The organism is Micromonospora sp. NPDC049047 (assembly GCF_040649135.1).
Classification (GTDB): Bacteria; Actinomycetota; Actinomycetes; order Mycobacteriales; family Micromonosporaceae; genus Micromonospora.
This window is the reverse complement of the sequence record NZ_JBEZEY010000008.1, coordinates 161,251-177,020: the sequence shown is the minus strand read 5'-3', so window position 1 is coordinate 177,020 and position 15,770 is coordinate 161,251. Positions and strand designations below refer to the sequence as shown.

The following is a 15,770-nucleotide window of genomic DNA, read 5'->3' as shown; positions in this document are numbered from 1 at the left end:
CCTTTTGTGCCCACCACCACTCCATGATCGACCCGACGAGGGAGTGGTGGTTAGGGGCGGGGGGTGCGGAGGGCGGCGGCTCGGCGGGCTCGGTCCACCGCCGCGGGCAGGGCCGCGATGAGGGCGTCGACGTCGGCCTGGGTGCTCGTGTGGCCGAGGGAGAAGCGCAGCGAGGAACGGGCGCGGTCATCGTCGGCGCCCATCGCCAGCAGCACGTGGGAGGGCTGGGCCACCCCCGCGGAGCAGGCCGACCCCGTCGAGCAGGCGATACCCTGCGCGTCGAGCAACAACAGCAGGGCGTCGCCCTCGCAACCCGGAAAGGAGAAGTGCGCGTTGCCGGGCAGTCGGTCGATCGGGTCACCGTTGTAGATCACCTCGGGCACCGCCCGACGCACCCGCTCGATCAGGTCGTCGCGGAGTGCGGCCACCCGGGCCGCGTACTCCTGCTGGCCCTTCACCGCCGTCTCGACGGCGACCGCGAAGGCCACGATGCCGGCCGTGTCCAGGGTGCCGGACCGGATGTCACGTTCCTGGCCACCGCCGTGCAGCAGTGGGGTGGCCGCCACGTCCCGGGCGAGCAGCAACGCGCCCACCCCGGTCGGGCCGCCCAACTTGTGCCCGGTCACTGTCAGTGCGGCGACGCCGCTGGCGCCGAAGTCCACAGGCACCTGGCCGACCGCCTGGATGGCGTCGGTGTGGAACGGCACACCGTGCTCGGTCGCGACGGCGGCCAGCTCGGCGACCGGCTGGACGGTGCCCACCTCGTTGTTGGCCCACATCGCGGTGACCACTGCCACCTGGTCGGGGTGCGCGGCCAACTCGGCGCGCAGGTCTCCCGGGTCGAGCCGACCGGCGGCGTCCACCGGCAGCCAACCGACCTCGGCCCCCTCGTGCTCGACGAGCCAGTCGACCGCGTCGAGCACCGCGTGGTGCTCGACGGCGCTGGACACCACCCGACGGCGGCCCGGGGTGGCTCCCCGGCGGGCCCAGAAGACGCCCTTGACCGCGAGGTTGTCGCTCTCCGTGCCACCGCCCGTGAAGATCACCTCGGACGGTCGGGCGCCCAGCACCGCGGCCACCCGCTCGCGGGACTCTTCCACCCGGCGGCGGGCACGACGACCCGCCGCGTGCAGGGAGGACGCGTTGCCGACCTCGCGGGTGGTAGCGACGTACGCCTCCAGTGCCTCATCGAGCATCGGAGTCGTCGCCGCGTGATCCAGGTATGCCATCACCGTTCAGCCTACGGCCGACCTGGTGACACCCCGATGCCGGAGGGGACCCGCGCGACGGCCGGGGCGGGATTCCCCACCCCGGCCGTGGCGGCGCGGTCGGTCAGGCGGGCACCGCGGTGACGACGATGTTGTCGCGGTACTTGCGGGCCTTGGCGTCGAACGGCCCGCCGCAGGTGATCAGCGTCAGCCGCGGTTTGCCGTCCCGGGCGAAGTACCGGTCCAACGGGATCTTGGTCTTGGCGTACTCCTCCCGGGCGACGACCCGGTACTGCCGTTCCCTGCCGTCGCTGCCGGTCGCGGTCAGGGTGTCGCCCTGGTCCAGTTCCCGCAGTCGGAAGAACGCGCCCTTGCCCTGCGTGGCGCTGTCCACGTGACCGGCGACGACCACCGAGCCGGCGTCGGTCTCCAGGCCGGGCCCGTAGCGGTACCAGCCGATCTGGTCGACGCTCGGCGGCACCTCGAACTCGTTCGTCCGCTTGTTGATGCCTACCGCGTTGACGGTGGCGGTGACGTCGATCCCCGGGATCACCAGCCGGACCGGCGGGACGATGTCCGCGCTGGCCGGCAGGTCGCCGGTGGTCACCGGAACTGTCGCGTCACCGCCGGCCGGTGGGGTCGCGGGCGTGGCAGCCAGGGTGCTCGCCTCCTCCGCGCCAACGTCCTCGGCCGGCTGGGAGCCGCAGGCCACCAACGTGGCGACGGTGAGCGCGGCAACGCCGGCGGCCAGGGCCGCCAGCGCGCCGCGGTTGCGCACCGTCACTTGCGACCGGTCCGCGCGGTCGCCATCCGCACCCCACCGGCGAGCAGCAGGAGTACGCCGGCACCGGTGAGCGCGTACCACCAGGTGTCCACGCCCGTGCCGGCCTGACCGCCGTCACCGCTCGGCACGCCGCCGGGGGCGGAGTGCAGGCCGGTGATGGTCTGGGCCACCACATCGAGGTTCTTGCCCTCGGCCGAGCCGATCGCGTAGACGATCGTCGCGGTGCCCTCCTTGAGGTTGAGGTCCGCCGGGCCGATGGCCACGGTGTCGGTGCCGGCCAGCACCACGTCCGCCTTCACGCTGCCCGCGTCGACGTCACCCTTGGCCTCGTTCGGGTTGGTGAGGCCCTTGAAGACCGGGGTGCCGCCGGCGCGCACGTCCACCTCGGGGGCGGCGGCGGTGTGCCGGACGATCAGCCGGGCCTTGCCGGCGTCGACCTTCGACACGTCGTTCACGAACGGGGTGATCTTCGGCTGGCCGGCGGCGTCGAGGTGGGCCGCGATGCTGATGTTGGCCCCACCCGGCACCGCCGCGTTGTCGGCCTTGAGGATCGCGCTGCCGATCGGCTCGCCCGGCTTGGTGAGCGCGATGTCGTAGTCGCCCTCCTCCAGGTTCAGCGGGCCGGCCACGTCACCGGGCTTGAAGTTCTCGAGCGTCTTCTTGCCGTTGACGTAGACGTCGACAGGGGTGTCCGGAATGCCGTGCACGACGGAGACCTTCGACGTGGCGGCGTACGCGGGGGTTGCCGTCAACGCGCCGACACCCGTGAAGGCCAGCGCGGCGACGGCGCCGCCGGCGGCGACCCGACGAAAGTACGAGAGCTGCATGTCTGCCTCCTGGTGATTACTGCTGATTCGTCACACCTGGCTTGCAGAACGGGTTACGCCGGCCGCGGGACGGACGGATGCGCTCTGGACGCAGTTTCTTTTTTCGGCCCGGACCGCATCCAGATCGGGGTCCCGAGACGAAGAGCAGGTGAGATGACATCGACCGGGAGACTGGGGCGGAGGCTGTGGCAGCTACAGTCGGGTATGCCCCATCGAAGGCGAGCCGCCCGATGACGGCGCCACCCCAGAATCCAGACCCCCCGGTGGACGACATCGCCCTCCGGTTCCGCGCTGGCGACGAGGTGGCGCTGCGCGAGGCGTACGACCGCTACGGCCGTGCCGTGCTCCACCTGGCCACCTCCATGCTGGCCAACCGCGCCGACGCCGAGGACGTGACCCAGGCGACATTCGTCGCCGCCTGGCTGGGGAGGGACACTTTCGACCCCACCAAGGGATCGCTGATCGGCTGGCTGCTCGGCATCGGCCGGCGCAAGGTGATCGACCGGATGCGCGCCTCGGCCCGCGAGACCCGGGTCGTGGACACGGTCCGGCAGTTGCCCGAGCCGGCGCAGACCGGCCCCGGACCGGATCAGGTGGTGGACCGCCTGGTGATCGCCGACGAGCTGGCCCGCCTCCCCGACGACCAGCGGCGCATGCTGGAGTTGGCCTTCTACGACGATCTGACACACCAGCAGATATCGGCGATGACAGGGGTGCCGCTGGGCACCGTGAAGAGCCACATCCGGCGCGGCATGGCGAGCTTGAAACGCAGATGGGAGGTGGACGGTGCAGCACCTGGACCACGAGCGGCTGGTCTTTCTGGCGCTCGGTGAGAGCGAGGCGGACAACGGGGAGAGCACCCACCTCGGGACCTGCGCGGAATGCCGGGCGGAGCTGGCGACCCTGCAACGGGTGGCGGGGCTCGGCGCCGAGACGCAGGGCCTGACCGATCTGCCCGCCCCACCGGAGCACATCTGGCACGGCATCGTCGCCGAGGTCAGAGCGGCCGAGGCCGTCACCGAGGTCAGAGCGGCCGAGGCCCAGCCGTCACGGGTCGAGACCCGTCGGCAGCAGGTCCCCGGTCAAGCCGTCGGCACGGTGGCCGAGCAGACCGACGACGACACATCGTCGGGGCCGACCACCGGCACGACGGAGGCGACGGTCACCCGGCTGGATCCGACCCGCCGGTCCCACCGGTCCCGCCGGGGCTCCGGCTGGTCGCGCTGGGCGGCCACCGCGGTGACCGCGGCAGCCGCCGCGGCGGTCGGTGTGGTGGGCACTGTCTCCGTGCTGCGCCCGGACGACCCGGCGCCCGCCCCGACGCAGGCGGTGGTGGCGAGCGCGCCGCTGGCGGCGTACGGGTCGACGCCCCCGACGGCCAAGGGCGACGCCCGGGTGCTGCGCGACGGCCAACTACATCTGCATGTGGCGAATCTCCCGCGCGTCCCGGGGTACTACGAGGTCTGGCTCATCAATCCGACGACGATGGCGATGTTCTCGGTGGGCACCCTGGGAGGTGGTTCGGACGCGCTGCTGCCGCTGCCCCCGAATGTCGACCTGACCAGCTATTCGGTGGTCGACGTCTCCGCCGAGCAGTACGACAACAACACCCGCCACTCCGGCGACAGCCTGTTGAGGGGCACCCTGACGGGCTGATCGGCGGGCCGGTTCAGCTCCCCGGCCCGCCGATCAGCTCCCATCGGAAAAGCGGTGGCCGCCCCCTGGAGGGGGCGGCCACCGTCTCGTTGACGGGTTACTTGCGCTTGCGGATCTCCTCGGCGGCCTGCGGGACGATCTTGAACAGGTCGCCCACCACGCCGAAGTCGGCAAGCTCGAAGATCGGCGCCTCGCCGTCCTTGTTGACCGCGACGATGGTCTTCGAGGTCTGCATGCCGGCCCGGTGCTGGATGGCACCGGAGATGCCGAGCGCCACGTAGAGCTGCGGGGACACCGTCTTACCGGTCTGGCCCACCTGGAACTGGTGGGGGTAGAAGCCGGAGTCGACAGCCGCACGGGACGCGCCGACCGCGCCGCCGAGCAGGTCGGCAAGCTCCTCGACCAGCTTGAAGTTGTCGGCGTTACCGACACCACGACCACCGGAGACGACCACGCCGGCCTCGGTCAGCTCGGGGCGCGAGCCCTTCTGCTCGGCGACCCGCTCGACGACCTTCGCCAGCTTGTCCGCCTCACCCACCGACACGGTGAGCTGCTCGACCGTCGGGGTGGCCGCCGCCGGGGCGGGGGTGACCGAGTTGGGTCGGACGGTGACCAGCGGCAGGCCCTTGGTGACCTTGGACTTGACGATCGTGGAGCCGGCGAAGGCGACCTGGGTCGCGGTGCCGTCGGCGTCGAGGCCGACCACGTCGGTCAGGATGCCGTTGTCGAGCTTGACGGCGAGCCGGGCGGCGATCTCCTTGCCCTCCTGGGCCGACGCCAGCAGCACGGCGGCCGGCTGCACCCGCCGGACCAGCTCGGCCAGCACTGTGGCCTTGGGGGCCACCAGGTAGCCGTCGATCTCGTCACCCTCGGCGGCGTAGATCTTCTCCGCGCCGTACTCGCCCAGCTTGCCGCTCAGCGCCTCGGCGGCACCGGCGCCGCCGAGCACCACAGCGCTCGGGGTGCCCAGCTCACGGGCGAGGGTGAGCATTTCCAGGGTGACCTTCTTGACGCCGAATTCCTTTGTGGCTTCGACGACGACGAGAACCTCAGACATGTCAGAACCCGCCTCTCACACGAACTTCTCGGTGGCGAGGAACTCGACAAGCTTGACGCCGCCCTCGCCCTCATCAGTGATCTTGGCGCCGCCGGAGCGCGGGGGGCGCTTGGTGTGCTCGACGACGGCGCTTGTCGCGCCGTCGAAGCCCACCTCGGTGGGCGCGACGCCCAGGTCGGCCAGGGAGAACGTCTGCACCGGCTTCTTCTTGGCGGCCATGATGCCCTTGAAGGAGGGGTAGCGCGGCTCGTTGATGGTGTCCCAGACGGAGACCACGGCCGGGGTGGCGGCGGTGACCACCTCGTAGCCCTCCTCGGTCTGCCGCTCGACGGTGAGCGTGCTGCCGTCGACGGTGAGCTTGCGGGCACCGGTGAGCGCAGCGACGCCCAGCCGCTCGGCGATCATGTGCGGCATGACCTGGACCCGACCGTCGGTGGACTCCGCACCGCAGATGACCAGGTCGGCATTGAGCTGACCGAGCGCGGCGGCGAGCACCTTCGAGGTGGCGACGGCACACGAGCCGTGCAGGGCGTCGTCCAGCACGTGCACGGCCTTGTCCGGGCCCATGGAGAGCGCCTTGCGGATCGACTCGGTCGCCCGGTCTGGACCCATGGTCAGGATGGTGACCTCGCCGCCGTGCGCCTCCTTGATCTTCAGCGCCTCCTCGATGGCGTACTCGTCCATCTCGTTGATCACGTTGTTCGCCGAACCGCGGTCGACGGTGTTGTCGTCATTGCGCAGGTTGCGGTCCGCGCCCGAATCAGGCACCTGCTTGACGAGTACGACGATATTCATCGCGCTTCGACGACCCTCCTGTGTGGTGATGCGATTCGCTCGCCCGGTCTGGGGCGCAGCGTCGCGCGTCGGTCGACGCCAGGTCAACCGCGGGCTGTTGTGCAGTTGCCCACGACGCAATGTTACCTGCCGGTAGGTTGCGCTCCCCGAGGCACTCAGAGTGACACAGCTCACCGACGAGCAGCCGGTCAGGCCGGGTCGGCCAACGCCCCCCGGATCTGGTCGATGGCCGCCGCCTCGGCCGGCGCCACCCCGGCGTGCGCCCGGGCCACCCGGTCCGCCGCGCCCAACACCACCGAGCGGTACGCCGCCACGTCCTGCGGCGACTTGTCCCGCAGGATCCGCACCGCCAGCCGCAACGCCGGCAGCACCACCGACTCGATCTCCAACTGCGAGTCACGGGGAAGGCTCGGCAGCGGACCGGTGGTGAGAGCCTCCTTCACCGTTCCGCTGGCGTCGGCGAGCGCGCTGGACGCGGCGACGCTCTCCCGGATCACCCCCAGCACCCCCGGGTCGGCGTTGGAAACCAGGAAGACGGCACCGAAGGCACCGGTCTTGAGCGTCAACCGCTCCTCGTCCGTCAACCGCTGCACCATGATCACGGAGTGTAGACGTACGGGGTGGTGGTGGTGACCGCGACGAGGCCGAGCCGCTGGAGGATCGGCCGGCTGTCCTCGGAACAGTCGACCTGCATGAGCGTCCGACCGCGCTGCTCGGCCAGCCGCGCCCGGTAGTTGACAAGCGCCCGGTAGATGCCCTTGCGCCGCCACTGCGGCAGGGTCGAGCCGCCCCACAGGGTGGCGAAGCCGGTGTTCGCCGGGAAGCGCACCCAGCCGGCGCTCACCACCGCGTCGTCCGCCTCGGCCACCACCACGGTGATCGAGTTCGGGTCGGCGTCGATCTCCTTGGCCAGCCCCCACACGAGGTGCGAGCGGTCCTCCTGCCAGACCTCCTCTTCCATCGCGGCGATCCGCTCCAGGTCCTCCCGGGCGGTCACCTCACGCAGGCGTACCCCCTCGGGGACGACGGGCAGCGCGGCGGCCAGCGGGGCGACCGGCCCGACCACGACTGTCTCCCGGTCCTCCGGCACGAAGCCGGCGGCGCGCAGCCGGTCCGCCAGGTCGGCCGGTTCGTCGTGCCCGTTGAGCTTCCACTCGACCGACTGGCCGCGCTCGCGGAACAGCGCCACCTGCCGGGCGATCAACTCGTCGAGCGCGTCCCCGGTCAAGCCGCCCAGGTCGCGGTAGGTGAGGAAACCCCCGGCGTCGAGCCCGGTGATCCGGACCAGCGGCCCATCCCGCTCCACGGTCACCCCGGCCGGAACCGGGTCGGGGATCTCCGGGCGGAGTTGGTTGTCGTAGGCGGCACGCAGGGTCATGGCGTCGAGATCAGTCACCGAGTCAGGCTAAGCGGCACGGGAAGCGGATATTCTCCCAGCGTGTGGGCGGCGATCAGGCGATGGTTCGACCCGGCGGAGCTGCGTTCGGTAGGTGAACCGCCGGACTACCGGTTCTCGCTTGCCAACGAACGCACCTTCCTCGCCTGGCTGCGCACCGGCTTGGCACTCGTCGGCGGCGGGTTGGCCGCCGCGCAGTTCCTGCCGCCGCTGCCGATGAGCCACCTGCGGGAGGTGATCGCGGTGGCGCTGCTGCTGCTCGGCGGAGCGGTCGCGGTCCGCGCCGTGGACCACTGGGCGCGGACGGAGCGGGCCATCCGGCTCGGTCAGGAGCTGCCCGCGTCCCGGTTTCCCGCCATCCTGGCCCTGGCCGTGGGTGCCGGCGCGGTGCTACTGGTGATCGCCGTCCTGGCCCGGGCGATCGGTGGGCGATGAACACCGGGCGCGACGCCGGGCTGCAACCGGAGCGCACCCGGCTGGCCTGGCGACGCACACTGCTCACGGTGACGGTGGTGACAGCGCTCGCCGTCCGGTTGGCGGCGGAGGGCGGCCCGTTCGGGGCGCTGCTCGCCGGGGTCACCGTGCTGGTCTGGGGCACCCTGTTGGTGCTCTGCTGGCCGCGCGGCACCGGCACCGGGCCTGCTCGCACCGGCGGTCGGACCCTGCCGCTGGTCGCGGTGGGCACCGTAGGGCTCGCGCTACTGGGGGTGCTGCTGGTGCTTCGCGGACTGTGGTGACGCGACTCGGTGCGTCATCATGGGTGCATGGCCCGGCTTGGCGTACTCCTCTTCCTGGTGCAGATCGTTCTCGCCGTCTGCGCGCTTATCAGTTGTCTCTCCGCCGAGGAGGGCCAGATCCGTGCCCTTCCCCGGATCGCCTGGGTGCTGATCATCCTGTTCTTCCCGCTGGTCGGCTCGATCGCCTGGTTCGTCGCCGGCCGGGAGCCCACCCCAGGTGCCCGGCCGAGCTGGCCCGGCAGCGCCGGGCTGCCCGAGCGGCAACGCCCCCGGCCGGTCGCGCCGGACGACGACCCGGAGTTCCTGCGCTCCGTGCAGGACCGCGCCAAGCAGGACGACCAGGAGCTCTTCCGCCGCTGGGAGGAGGACCTGCGCCGGCGCGAGGACGACCTGCGCCGGCACGACGGTGAGCCACCCCGCGAGGGTGACCGGCCGGAGGTGTGAGCGCGCCGCCGTCGCCCCCTGCGGAGCGACGACGGCGACGGGTGCGCGTCAGGCCAGGTTCGACGAGCGGGGGTACGCGTCGGTCGGGTCGGTGAGCACGTTCACCAGGTACGGCACTCCGGCGTCGAATGCCCGCTGCAGGGCCGGGCCCAGGTCGGCCGCCTTGGCGACCGTCTCCCCCGCACCGCCGAGCGCGCTGACCACCGTGTCGTAGCGCAGTTCCGGCTGGAGGTCGGCGGCCACGTCGTAGCCGTACATGGCCTTCATCGGGTGCTTCTCCAGCCCCCAGATGCCGTTGTTGCCGACCACGATCACCACCGGCAACTTCTGCCGGACCAGCGACTCGACGTCCATCAGCGAGAACCCGGCGGCGCCGTCGCCCATCAGCACACAGATCTGCCGGTCCGGGTGGCTGACCCGGGCGCCCATCGCGTAGCCCATGCCGGTGCCGAGGCAGCCGTACGGGCCCGGGTCCAGCCAGGTGCCGGGCTGGGACGGCTCCAGGTAGCGCCCGGCGTACGACACGAAGTCGCCACCGTCGCCGATGGTGATCGCGTCCGGGGCCAGCACCCGACGCAGCTCGCCGTAGATCCGGGCGGGGCGGATCGGGTCGGTCTCGGCGGCCATCTCGGCGGCGTCGCGGGCCTTCGCCGCGTCCTCGGCCAGGCGCAGGTCGGCGATCCAGTCGGTGTGGTCGGCCCGGTCACCTGAGTGATCGGCGAGCGCCGAGAGGATCAGGCGCAGGTCGCCGGCGGGGGCCACGGCGGGCTGCACGTGCGTCGCCCGCTGGCTTGGCGCGTCGACGATGTGCACCACCTTCGCGTCGCCGAAGTCACCGAAGCTGAGCCGGAAGTCAAGCGGGGTGCCCACCACCACCACCACGTCGGCGCCTCCGAGCGCGGCCCGGCGGGCCTTGGCGAACGCGAGCGGGTGCGTCGGCGGGAGTGCGCCGCGACCCATGCCGTTTGTGAAGACCGGCACCTGCAACGCCTCGGCCGCCTCGCGCAGTGCGGCGACCGCGTCGCCCGCGTACACGTCGGAGCCGGCGATGATGACCGGTCGCTGCGCCGCGGCGATGAGGAGCGCGGCGCGGCCGATCTCCTCCGGGTCCGGCGCTACCGGGTCGACGCCCGAGACGGCGGGCAGGTCGACCTCGGCGACCGAGAAGACCGTCTCCAGCGGGAAGTCGAGGAAGGCCGGACCGCGGTGCGGGGTGAGCGCGGCGGTGAGCGCCGCACCCACCGCCCGCGGGATGTCGTCGGTGCTGAACACCGTCTCGGCGTGCTTGGTGACCGGGGTGACCAGTGGCAGGTGGTCCATCTCCTGGAGGCTGCCGGAGCCCCAGCGGAACGCGGGCGCCCGCCCGCCGAGCACCAGCACCGGGGAGGCGTTGAAGAACGCGCTTGTCATGCCGGAGATGCCGTTCGTGACACCGGGGCCCGCGGTGAGCACCGCGAGACCGGGCCGGCGCTGCAGCTTGGCCACCGCCTCGGCGGCGAAGACAGCGGACTGCTCGTGCCGGACGTCGTAGATCGGGAAGTCGGTCTTGTGCGCGGCATCGTAGAGCGGGAAGACGTGCCCGCCGGAGAGGGTGAACATCTCCCGTACGCCGTGCGCGCGTAGGGCCGCGAGCGCCAACTCGCCGCCGTGACCCTCGATCCGCTCCGTCATGTCGCTCCCATCGTCCGTGGCCGGGATCACAGGTTACCGGCCAGTCACTTGGCCGTCCGAGCGTGGTCCCGGCCGACGGGCGCCACCGAGGTCACGGGCGGTTGCGGGCGGCCGCCGGGTCAACGACCGGTGAAGTCCGGCTTGCGCTTCTCGACGAAGGCGGTCATGCCCTCGCGCCGGTCGTCGGTGGCGAACAGCGCCGCGAAGAGCTGGGTCTCCCAGGCCAGGCCCGAGTTCAGATCCATGTCCAGGCCGCCGTCGACAGCCAGCTTCGCCGCGCGCAGCGCCTGCGCCGGGCCGGTCAGGTACGGAGTGATCAGCGCGACGGCGGTGTCGTACACCTCGGCGGCCGGCGCGACCCGGTCGGCCAGGCCGATCCGCAGCGCCTCCTGCGCGTCCACCATCCGCCCCGACATGATCAGGTCCTTGGCGCGGGCCGGGCCGATCAGCCGGGCCAGCCGCTGGGTGCCGCCCGCGCCGGGGATGATGCCCAGCCTGATCTCCGGCTGGCCGAGCTTGGCGTCCTCGGCGACCACCCGCCAGTCGCAGGCCAACGCCAGTTCACAGCCGCCACCGAGGGCGTACCCGGTGATCGCGGCGACCACCGGCTTGGGGATCCGGGCGATCGCGCCGAGCGCGCTCGACAGGTTGGGGGCCCGGTCCACCATGTCCACGTAGGACATCTCGGCCATCTGCTTGATGTCCGCACCGGCGGCGAAGACCTTCTCCCCGCCGTACAGGATGACGGCGCGGACCTCGGGGTCGGCGGTGGCCACCGCGGCGGCGGCGCGCAACTCCTCCTGCACCTGGGTGTTCAGCGCGTTCATCGGCGGCCGCTCCAGCCGGATCGTGCCGATGCCGCCGTTGATCTCCAGCCGAACGAACTCGCCCACGCTGCCTCACTTCCTCGTCGAAGTCGCGTGCCAACCTTACGACCCGGCTCGTTTGGGTAAGTAGTGTGGTGTCAGCCCGATGGGCGGGAGTCCAACAATGGTCACGTATTACGACGACAGGTCGGTGCAGGTCACCTCCACCACCCTCCGAGCCGACGGCCGCAGCTACGCGCTCACCGACATCACAATGATCTGGCACCGGCGCGGCAGCCGTTCCTGGCGCGTCCTGGTGGGGCGCGGCGCGATCGGTGCGGCGCTCGCCGGGCCGCTGGTCGCCGCGGTGCTCGGCATCGGCGTAGCCGTCTGGCTGCACCGCTCACCCACCGTGACGATCGCGATCGTCGGCGCGTCGGTGCTGGTCGGCTTGGCCGTCGGGCCGGTCGCCGATTTCCTCTTCGAGCACCTGGACCGCTCGTACACCCGGGGCAGCCGCCAACTGGAGATCTGGGCCCGCTGGCGCGGCCAGCCGGTGCGGTTGCTGCGCACCGGCGACGCGTTGCGCTTTGGGCAGATCTACCGGGCGGTGCAGCGCGCGGTCGAGCAGAGCCAACCGGCCCGCCCCGCCATCCGCCGCTAATCACCCTGGCCTCCACACACCTCGCCCCACCCCACCGCACCTCGCCCCAACCCACCCCCACCCACCGCACCCCAACGCACCGGACCGCACCAACCCACCCCGGCCCGGCCCGGTGCCACCCGCGGAGCGACCACGCTCACCAGCGCCGCCGACGGCGGCAACGGACAGCGGCAACGGACAGCGGCAACGGACAGCGACAGCGAGGGGACGGGCCGCAAAACGGACAGCCCGCAGCGGACAGCGATGTTCCGAGACTGCCTTTGGAGCTGATGCCGCAAACGAATCGGCTGCAACTCCCCGTCGCCTCGACCGAAGCCCTCGTTGCCGCTGCGCCGAGAGGGCACCGCGCGATGTCACAAGCGATTCAGCTCCAAAGGGCGCTGCACCGACATTCGCCCTTGGGCGGCCTCCGTCGAAACCCGCCGCGGCGGAGGCCGGGTGAACAGAGGCCGACTGAGCGGGGTCCGACGAGGCGCGGGGTTGCCCGTCGGTGGTTAGGCTTAGTGATGGCCCTCTATTACCGGGACGACGCGGTGCAGGTTACCTCCGAGTCGATCCGGGCCGGTGGTCACGTGATCGCGCTGTCCGACGTGACGTTCGTCTGGCACGCGCGCGGGCAGAAGACCCTCGCCGTACGCGGTCGCGTACTCGGTCGCGGTGTCCTGGTCCTGCTGCTGTCGTTGCCGCCGCTGGTCGCCGTGGTCTGCGTGCTGTCCCTGGCCTGGTCGGCACAGGACCGGGGTAACTGGCAGTTGGCGCTGATCATCCTCGCCGCCTGCGCGGTGGGGGCGTTGGTGGCGCTGCCGTTCCTGGAGATCCCGCTCGGCTGGCTGGACCGCTCCTACGAGCGCGGCAGCCACGTGCACGAGTTGTGGGTGCAGCACCACGGCCGGGAGGATCTGCTGGTGCGCACCCCGGACGCGCTGCGGTTCGGGCAGATCTACCGGGCCGTGCAGCGTGCCGTCGAGCAGCAGAGTGAGCATTGACGGTCGGCGCTGAGCTGAGACGGTCGAGCGGTTGCGGCGCGGCCGACGCACACTTGACCCCATGGCGATTCCCCTCCCCACCCCGGCAGCCGTGGTCGGTCTGACCCGCTCCGCTCTCGACCAGGCGCTCGGCTCGGCCACCTCGATGGCCGCCGTGCCCGCCCGCGCGTTCGCGGTGCTGGACGGGGTGGAGGCCCTGCTGGCCCGGATCAACGGCGTGGTGGACCGGATCGAGACGACACTGGACCGGACCGATCAGGTGCTCACCGACGCTGAGGCGGCGGTTCGCGAGGTGGCAGTCATCAGCGCCGCCGCGACCACCGCCATCGACACCGCCACCGAGGTGGCCACCGCCGCCGCCGTGGTGGTGGCCGAGGCCGACCGGGTGTCCCGGGCGGCGAGCACGGTGGTGGCCGAGGCCGATCGGGTGGCGGGCCAGGCCGCCGGCACCGTGGGCACCGCGGCGGAGGCCGCCGCCACGGCCGCTGAGTTGCTTGCGGCGTACGAGCCGGCGCTGCGCCGGGCCGCGCCGATGGCCGGGCGGTTCGTCGAGGAGCTGAGTCACGAGGAGATCAGCGCGGCGATCCACCTGGTCGACGAGTTGCCCAAGCTCAAGGAGCACCTGACTGCCGACATCCTGCCGATCCTGGCCACCCTGGACCGGGTCGGGCCCGACCTGCACGACCTGCTGGACGTGACCCGCGACCTCAAGCTCGCCGTGGCTGGCATTCCCGGGCTGGGCATGCTGCGGCGACGCGGCGAGAAGCTCGCCGACGAACCCGTGAGCTGAGGCCTCGCCCGCCCGCGCGATCTTCCGACACCACTTCGGCCGGGTCGTGCTGACCTCACCGTCGGCGCACCGCCGGGCCTTCCGGACGGGCGCGGGCCGGCCGGCGTGACGCGGGTGGGTCAGACCGGCGCGTACAGCTCGTCGATCTCGGCGCGGCTCGGTAGCGCCACCGAGGCGCCGAGCTTGCGTACGCAGGCCGCGCCGGCCGCCGAGGCCCACCGCACCGCGTCGACAATGTCGCGTCCCTCACCCCAGCCGACGGCAAGCGCGGCGGTGAACGCGTCACCGGCGGCGGTGGAGTCGACCACGTCGACACGTACCGCCGGCACGTGCACGTCGGTGCCGTCCCGGTCGACGTACCGGGCGCCCTCCCCGCCGAGAGTGAGCACGGCCCGGGGGGTCAGGGCGAGCAACGCCCGGGGATCCTCCCGGCCACGGCCGGTGAGCGTCTGCGCCTCGCCCTCGTTGACGACGAGGACGTCCACGGCGGCGAGCAGGTCGGCCGGGAGGTCGCGGGCCGGTGCGGCGTTCAGGATGACCCGGGTGCCGGCGGCGCGGGCGGCCACCGCGGCGGCCGTCACGGTCTGCACCGGGATCTCCAGTTGGGCGACCAGGACGTCAGCCGCGCGTACCGTGGCCAACTCCTCCTCGCTGAGGCCGACGAGCGCGTCGTTGGCGCCGGGGGTCACCATGATGGCGTTCTCCCCCTGGGCGTTGACCATCACCAGCGCGACCCCGGAGGTGCCGTAGACAACGCGCAGCTGGCTGGTGTCCACCCCGGCCGCGGTGATGCGGGCCTTGAGGGTGACGCCGAAGGCGTCCGAGCCGATCGCGCCGAGGAAGGCGCAGGTGGCGCCGGCCCGGACCGCGGCGACGGCCTGGTTGGCGCCCTTACCGCCGGGCACCATCACGAAGTCGGTGCCGAGCGTGGTCTCGCCCGGTCGCGGCAACGCGGGTGCCATCGCGACAAGGTCCATGTTGGCGCTGCCCACCACGGCAACGCGGGTCTGCGGCACTGTCGTCTCCGCCCTGTCCTGGCGCTCAGGCGGCCCGGGCGGTGTAGCGGTCGCCCCGGCGTTCGACCACCAGCGGCAGGCCGAACGTCTTGGAGAGGTTGTCGCCGGTGAGCGTCTCGGCGAGCAGACCCTGGGCGACCACCCCGCCCTCGCGCAGCAGCAACGCGTGGGTGAACCCGGGCGGGATCTCCTCCACGTGGTGGGTGACAAGCACCATCGCCGGGGCGTCCGGGTCGTACGCCAGCTCGGCGAGTCGGGCGACCAGGTCTTCCCGACCGCCCAGGTCGAGCCCGGCGGCGGGCTCGTCGAGCAGCAACAGCTCCGGGTCGGTCATCAGGGCGCGGGCGATCTGCACCCGCTTGCGCTCACCCTCGGAGAGGGTGCCGTAGCGGCGCTCGGCGAGCCCACCGACGCCCAGTTGGCTGAGCAGTGCGCGCGCCCGCGCCTCGTCGCCCGGGTCGTAGTTTTCCCGCCAGCGGCCGACCACCGACCAGGCGGCGGTCACCACCACGTCGCTGACCCGCTCGTCGGCGGGGAGCCGTTCGGCGAGCGCGGCGGTGGTGAGCCCGATCCGGGTACGCAGCTCGTTGACGTCGGTGCGGCCGATCCGCTCGCCGAGCACGTGCGCGACACCGGTGCTGGGGTGCAGCCGACCCGCGGCCAGGTTGAGCAGTGTGGTCTTGCCGGCACCGTTGGAGCCGAGCACCACCCAGCGCTCGTCCAACTCGACGCGCCAGGTCAGGTCCTGCAGGAGGGCGGTGCCGGAGCGGCGTACCCCGACGCCGTCCAGGCTGACCACCAGATCCGGGTCCACAGGCACGGCGCCGGCAGCGCCAGGGATCAGGTCACCAGTCACGGCACCATCCAACCACGCAAGGGCGCAGCGCCCCCCACGGGCAGCGCCCCGGCCATAGGGTGAAGCGCCGTGTCGTT

19 protein-coding genes are annotated in these 15,770 nt (G+C 72.1%); 8 read left to right on the top strand and 11 right to left on the bottom strand.

The genetic code is table 11. The annotated features are described in order from the left end of the window. Positions 1 to 50: 50 nt before the first annotated feature. The 3 genes from AB0B86_RS15490 to AB0B86_RS15480 form a co-directional block, all read right to left on the bottom strand. Positions 51 to 1,229 carry a cysteine desulfurase family protein gene (locus AB0B86_RS15490; RefSeq protein ID WP_357418324.1) on the bottom strand — a complete coding sequence of 393 codons (1,179 nt, stop codon included), beginning with the start codon at positions 1,227 to 1,229 and terminating at the stop codon, positions 51 to 53. Positions 1,230 to 1,332: 103 nt separating this feature from the next. Further along, complete coding sequence (locus AB0B86_RS15485) at positions 1,333 to 1,992, bottom strand: class F sortase (protein ID WP_357407796.1); 660 nt, start codon at positions 1,990 to 1,992, stop codon at positions 1,333 to 1,335. Further along, positions 1,989 to 2,819 (bottom strand): DUF4397 domain-containing protein, encoded by an 831-nt coding sequence (locus tag AB0B86_RS15480; protein ID WP_357407795.1) that lies wholly within the window; start codon positions 2,817 to 2,819, stop codon positions 1,989 to 1,991. Before AB0B86_RS15480 ends, AB0B86_RS15485 begins: the two co-directional genes overlap by 4 nt. A gap of 230 nt (positions 2,820 to 3,049) precedes the next feature. Here AB0B86_RS15480 and AB0B86_RS15475 point away from each other — a divergent pair, with 230 nt between their 5' ends. Then, on the top strand, positions 3,050 to 3,652 hold the full coding sequence (locus AB0B86_RS15475; RefSeq protein ID WP_357407793.1) for an RNA polymerase sigma factor: 603 nt from the start codon (positions 3,050 to 3,052) through the stop codon (positions 3,650 to 3,652). Further along, a complete protein-coding gene (locus AB0B86_RS15470) occupies positions 3,606 to 4,475 on the top strand; it encodes an anti-sigma factor (protein WP_357407791.1) in 870 nt (289 codons plus the stop codon). Before AB0B86_RS15475 ends, AB0B86_RS15470 begins: the two co-directional genes overlap by 47 nt. A gap of 97 nt (positions 4,476 to 4,572) precedes the next feature. Here AB0B86_RS15470 and AB0B86_RS15465 read toward each other — a convergent pair whose 3' ends face one another. The 4 genes from AB0B86_RS15465 to AB0B86_RS15450 form a co-directional block, all read right to left on the bottom strand. Further along, complete coding sequence (locus tag AB0B86_RS15465) at positions 4,573 to 5,532, bottom strand: electron transfer flavoprotein subunit alpha/FixB family protein (protein ID WP_357407789.1); 960 nt, start codon at positions 5,530 to 5,532, stop codon at positions 4,573 to 4,575. 15 nt (positions 5,533 to 5,547) lie between these two features. Next, complete coding sequence (locus AB0B86_RS15460) at positions 5,548 to 6,327, bottom strand: electron transfer flavoprotein subunit beta/FixA family protein (protein ID WP_357407787.1); 780 nt, start codon at positions 6,325 to 6,327, stop codon at positions 5,548 to 5,550. Between the two features lie 188 nt (positions 6,328 to 6,515). Next, entirely contained in the window at positions 6,516 to 6,929 is a 414-nt protein-coding gene (locus AB0B86_RS15455; RefSeq protein WP_357407785.1) for a hypothetical protein, read from the bottom strand. Beyond that, positions 6,926 to 7,723: a GNAT family N-acetyltransferase gene (locus AB0B86_RS15450; protein ID WP_357407783.1), complete on the bottom strand. Its 798-nt coding sequence runs from the start codon at positions 7,721 to 7,723 to the stop codon at positions 6,926 to 6,928. The genes AB0B86_RS15455 and AB0B86_RS15450 overlap by 4 nt, the downstream gene beginning before the upstream one ends. 42 nt (positions 7,724 to 7,765) lie before the next feature. On the opposite strand from AB0B86_RS15450, the gene AB0B86_RS15445 reads away from it, so the two are divergent. Genes AB0B86_RS15445 through AB0B86_RS15435 form a run of 3 tightly spaced genes read left to right on the top strand, consistent with a single transcriptional unit; the run spans position 7,766 to position 8,904 of the window. Then, the gene (locus tag AB0B86_RS15445; protein WP_357407781.1) at positions 7,766 to 8,158 is read left to right on the top strand and encodes a DUF202 domain-containing protein; all 393 of its coding nucleotides are present in this window, start codon (positions 7,766 to 7,768) and stop codon (positions 8,156 to 8,158) included. After that, the gene (locus AB0B86_RS15440; protein ID WP_357407779.1) at positions 8,155 to 8,460 is read left to right on the top strand and encodes a DUF202 domain-containing protein; all 306 of its coding nucleotides are present in this window, start codon (positions 8,155 to 8,157) and stop codon (positions 8,458 to 8,460) included. The genes AB0B86_RS15445 and AB0B86_RS15440 overlap by 4 nt, the downstream gene beginning before the upstream one ends. A gap of 27 nt (positions 8,461 to 8,487) precedes the next feature. Continuing rightward, positions 8,488 to 8,904, top strand: a complete 417-nt coding sequence (locus AB0B86_RS15435; protein WP_357407777.1) for a PLD nuclease N-terminal domain-containing protein — start codon at positions 8,488 to 8,490, stop codon at positions 8,902 to 8,904. 48 nt (positions 8,905 to 8,952) lie between these two features. Here AB0B86_RS15435 and AB0B86_RS15430 read toward each other — a convergent pair whose 3' ends face one another. Then, complete coding sequence (locus AB0B86_RS15430) at positions 8,953 to 10,575, bottom strand: acetolactate synthase (RefSeq protein ID WP_357407775.1); 1,623 nt, start codon at positions 10,573 to 10,575, stop codon at positions 8,953 to 8,955. 119 nt (positions 10,576 to 10,694) lie between these two features. Next, on the bottom strand, positions 10,695 to 11,468 hold the full coding sequence (locus tag AB0B86_RS15425; RefSeq protein WP_357407774.1) for an enoyl-CoA hydratase-related protein: 774 nt from the start codon (positions 11,466 to 11,468) through the stop codon (positions 10,695 to 10,697). A 97-nt stretch (positions 11,469 to 11,565) separates the two neighbouring features. On the opposite strand from AB0B86_RS15425, the gene AB0B86_RS15420 reads away from it, so the two are divergent. The 3 genes from AB0B86_RS15420 to AB0B86_RS15410 all read left to right on the top strand — a co-directional run bounded on the left by AB0B86_RS15420 (position 11,566) and on the right by AB0B86_RS15410 (position 13,821). After that, on the top strand, positions 11,566 to 12,045 hold the full coding sequence (locus AB0B86_RS15420; RefSeq protein ID WP_357418321.1) for a DUF6232 family protein: 480 nt from the start codon (positions 11,566 to 11,568) through the stop codon (positions 12,043 to 12,045). 506 nt (positions 12,046 to 12,551) lie between these two features. Further along, positions 12,552 to 13,031 carry a DUF6232 family protein gene (locus AB0B86_RS15415; RefSeq protein WP_357407770.1) on the top strand — a complete coding sequence of 160 codons (480 nt, stop codon included), beginning with the start codon at positions 12,552 to 12,554 and terminating at the stop codon, positions 13,029 to 13,031. Between the two features lie 61 nt (positions 13,032 to 13,092). Next, entirely contained in the window at positions 13,093 to 13,821 is a 729-nt protein-coding gene (locus AB0B86_RS15410) for a hypothetical protein (RefSeq protein ID WP_357418319.1), read from the top strand. A 119-nt stretch (positions 13,822 to 13,940) separates the two neighbouring features. On the opposite strand, the gene AB0B86_RS15405 is transcribed toward AB0B86_RS15410, so the two are convergent. Then, the gene (locus tag AB0B86_RS15405) at positions 13,941 to 14,837 is read right to left on the bottom strand and encodes a ribokinase (RefSeq protein ID WP_357418318.1); all 897 of its coding nucleotides are present in this window, start codon (positions 14,835 to 14,837) and stop codon (positions 13,941 to 13,943) included. A gap of 25 nt (positions 14,838 to 14,862) precedes the next feature. Next, positions 14,863 to 15,693 (bottom strand): ABC transporter ATP-binding protein, encoded by an 831-nt coding sequence (locus AB0B86_RS15400; protein ID WP_357407764.1) that lies wholly within the window; start codon positions 15,691 to 15,693, stop codon positions 14,863 to 14,865. Between the last annotated feature and the right edge of the window lie 77 nt (positions 15,694 to 15,770).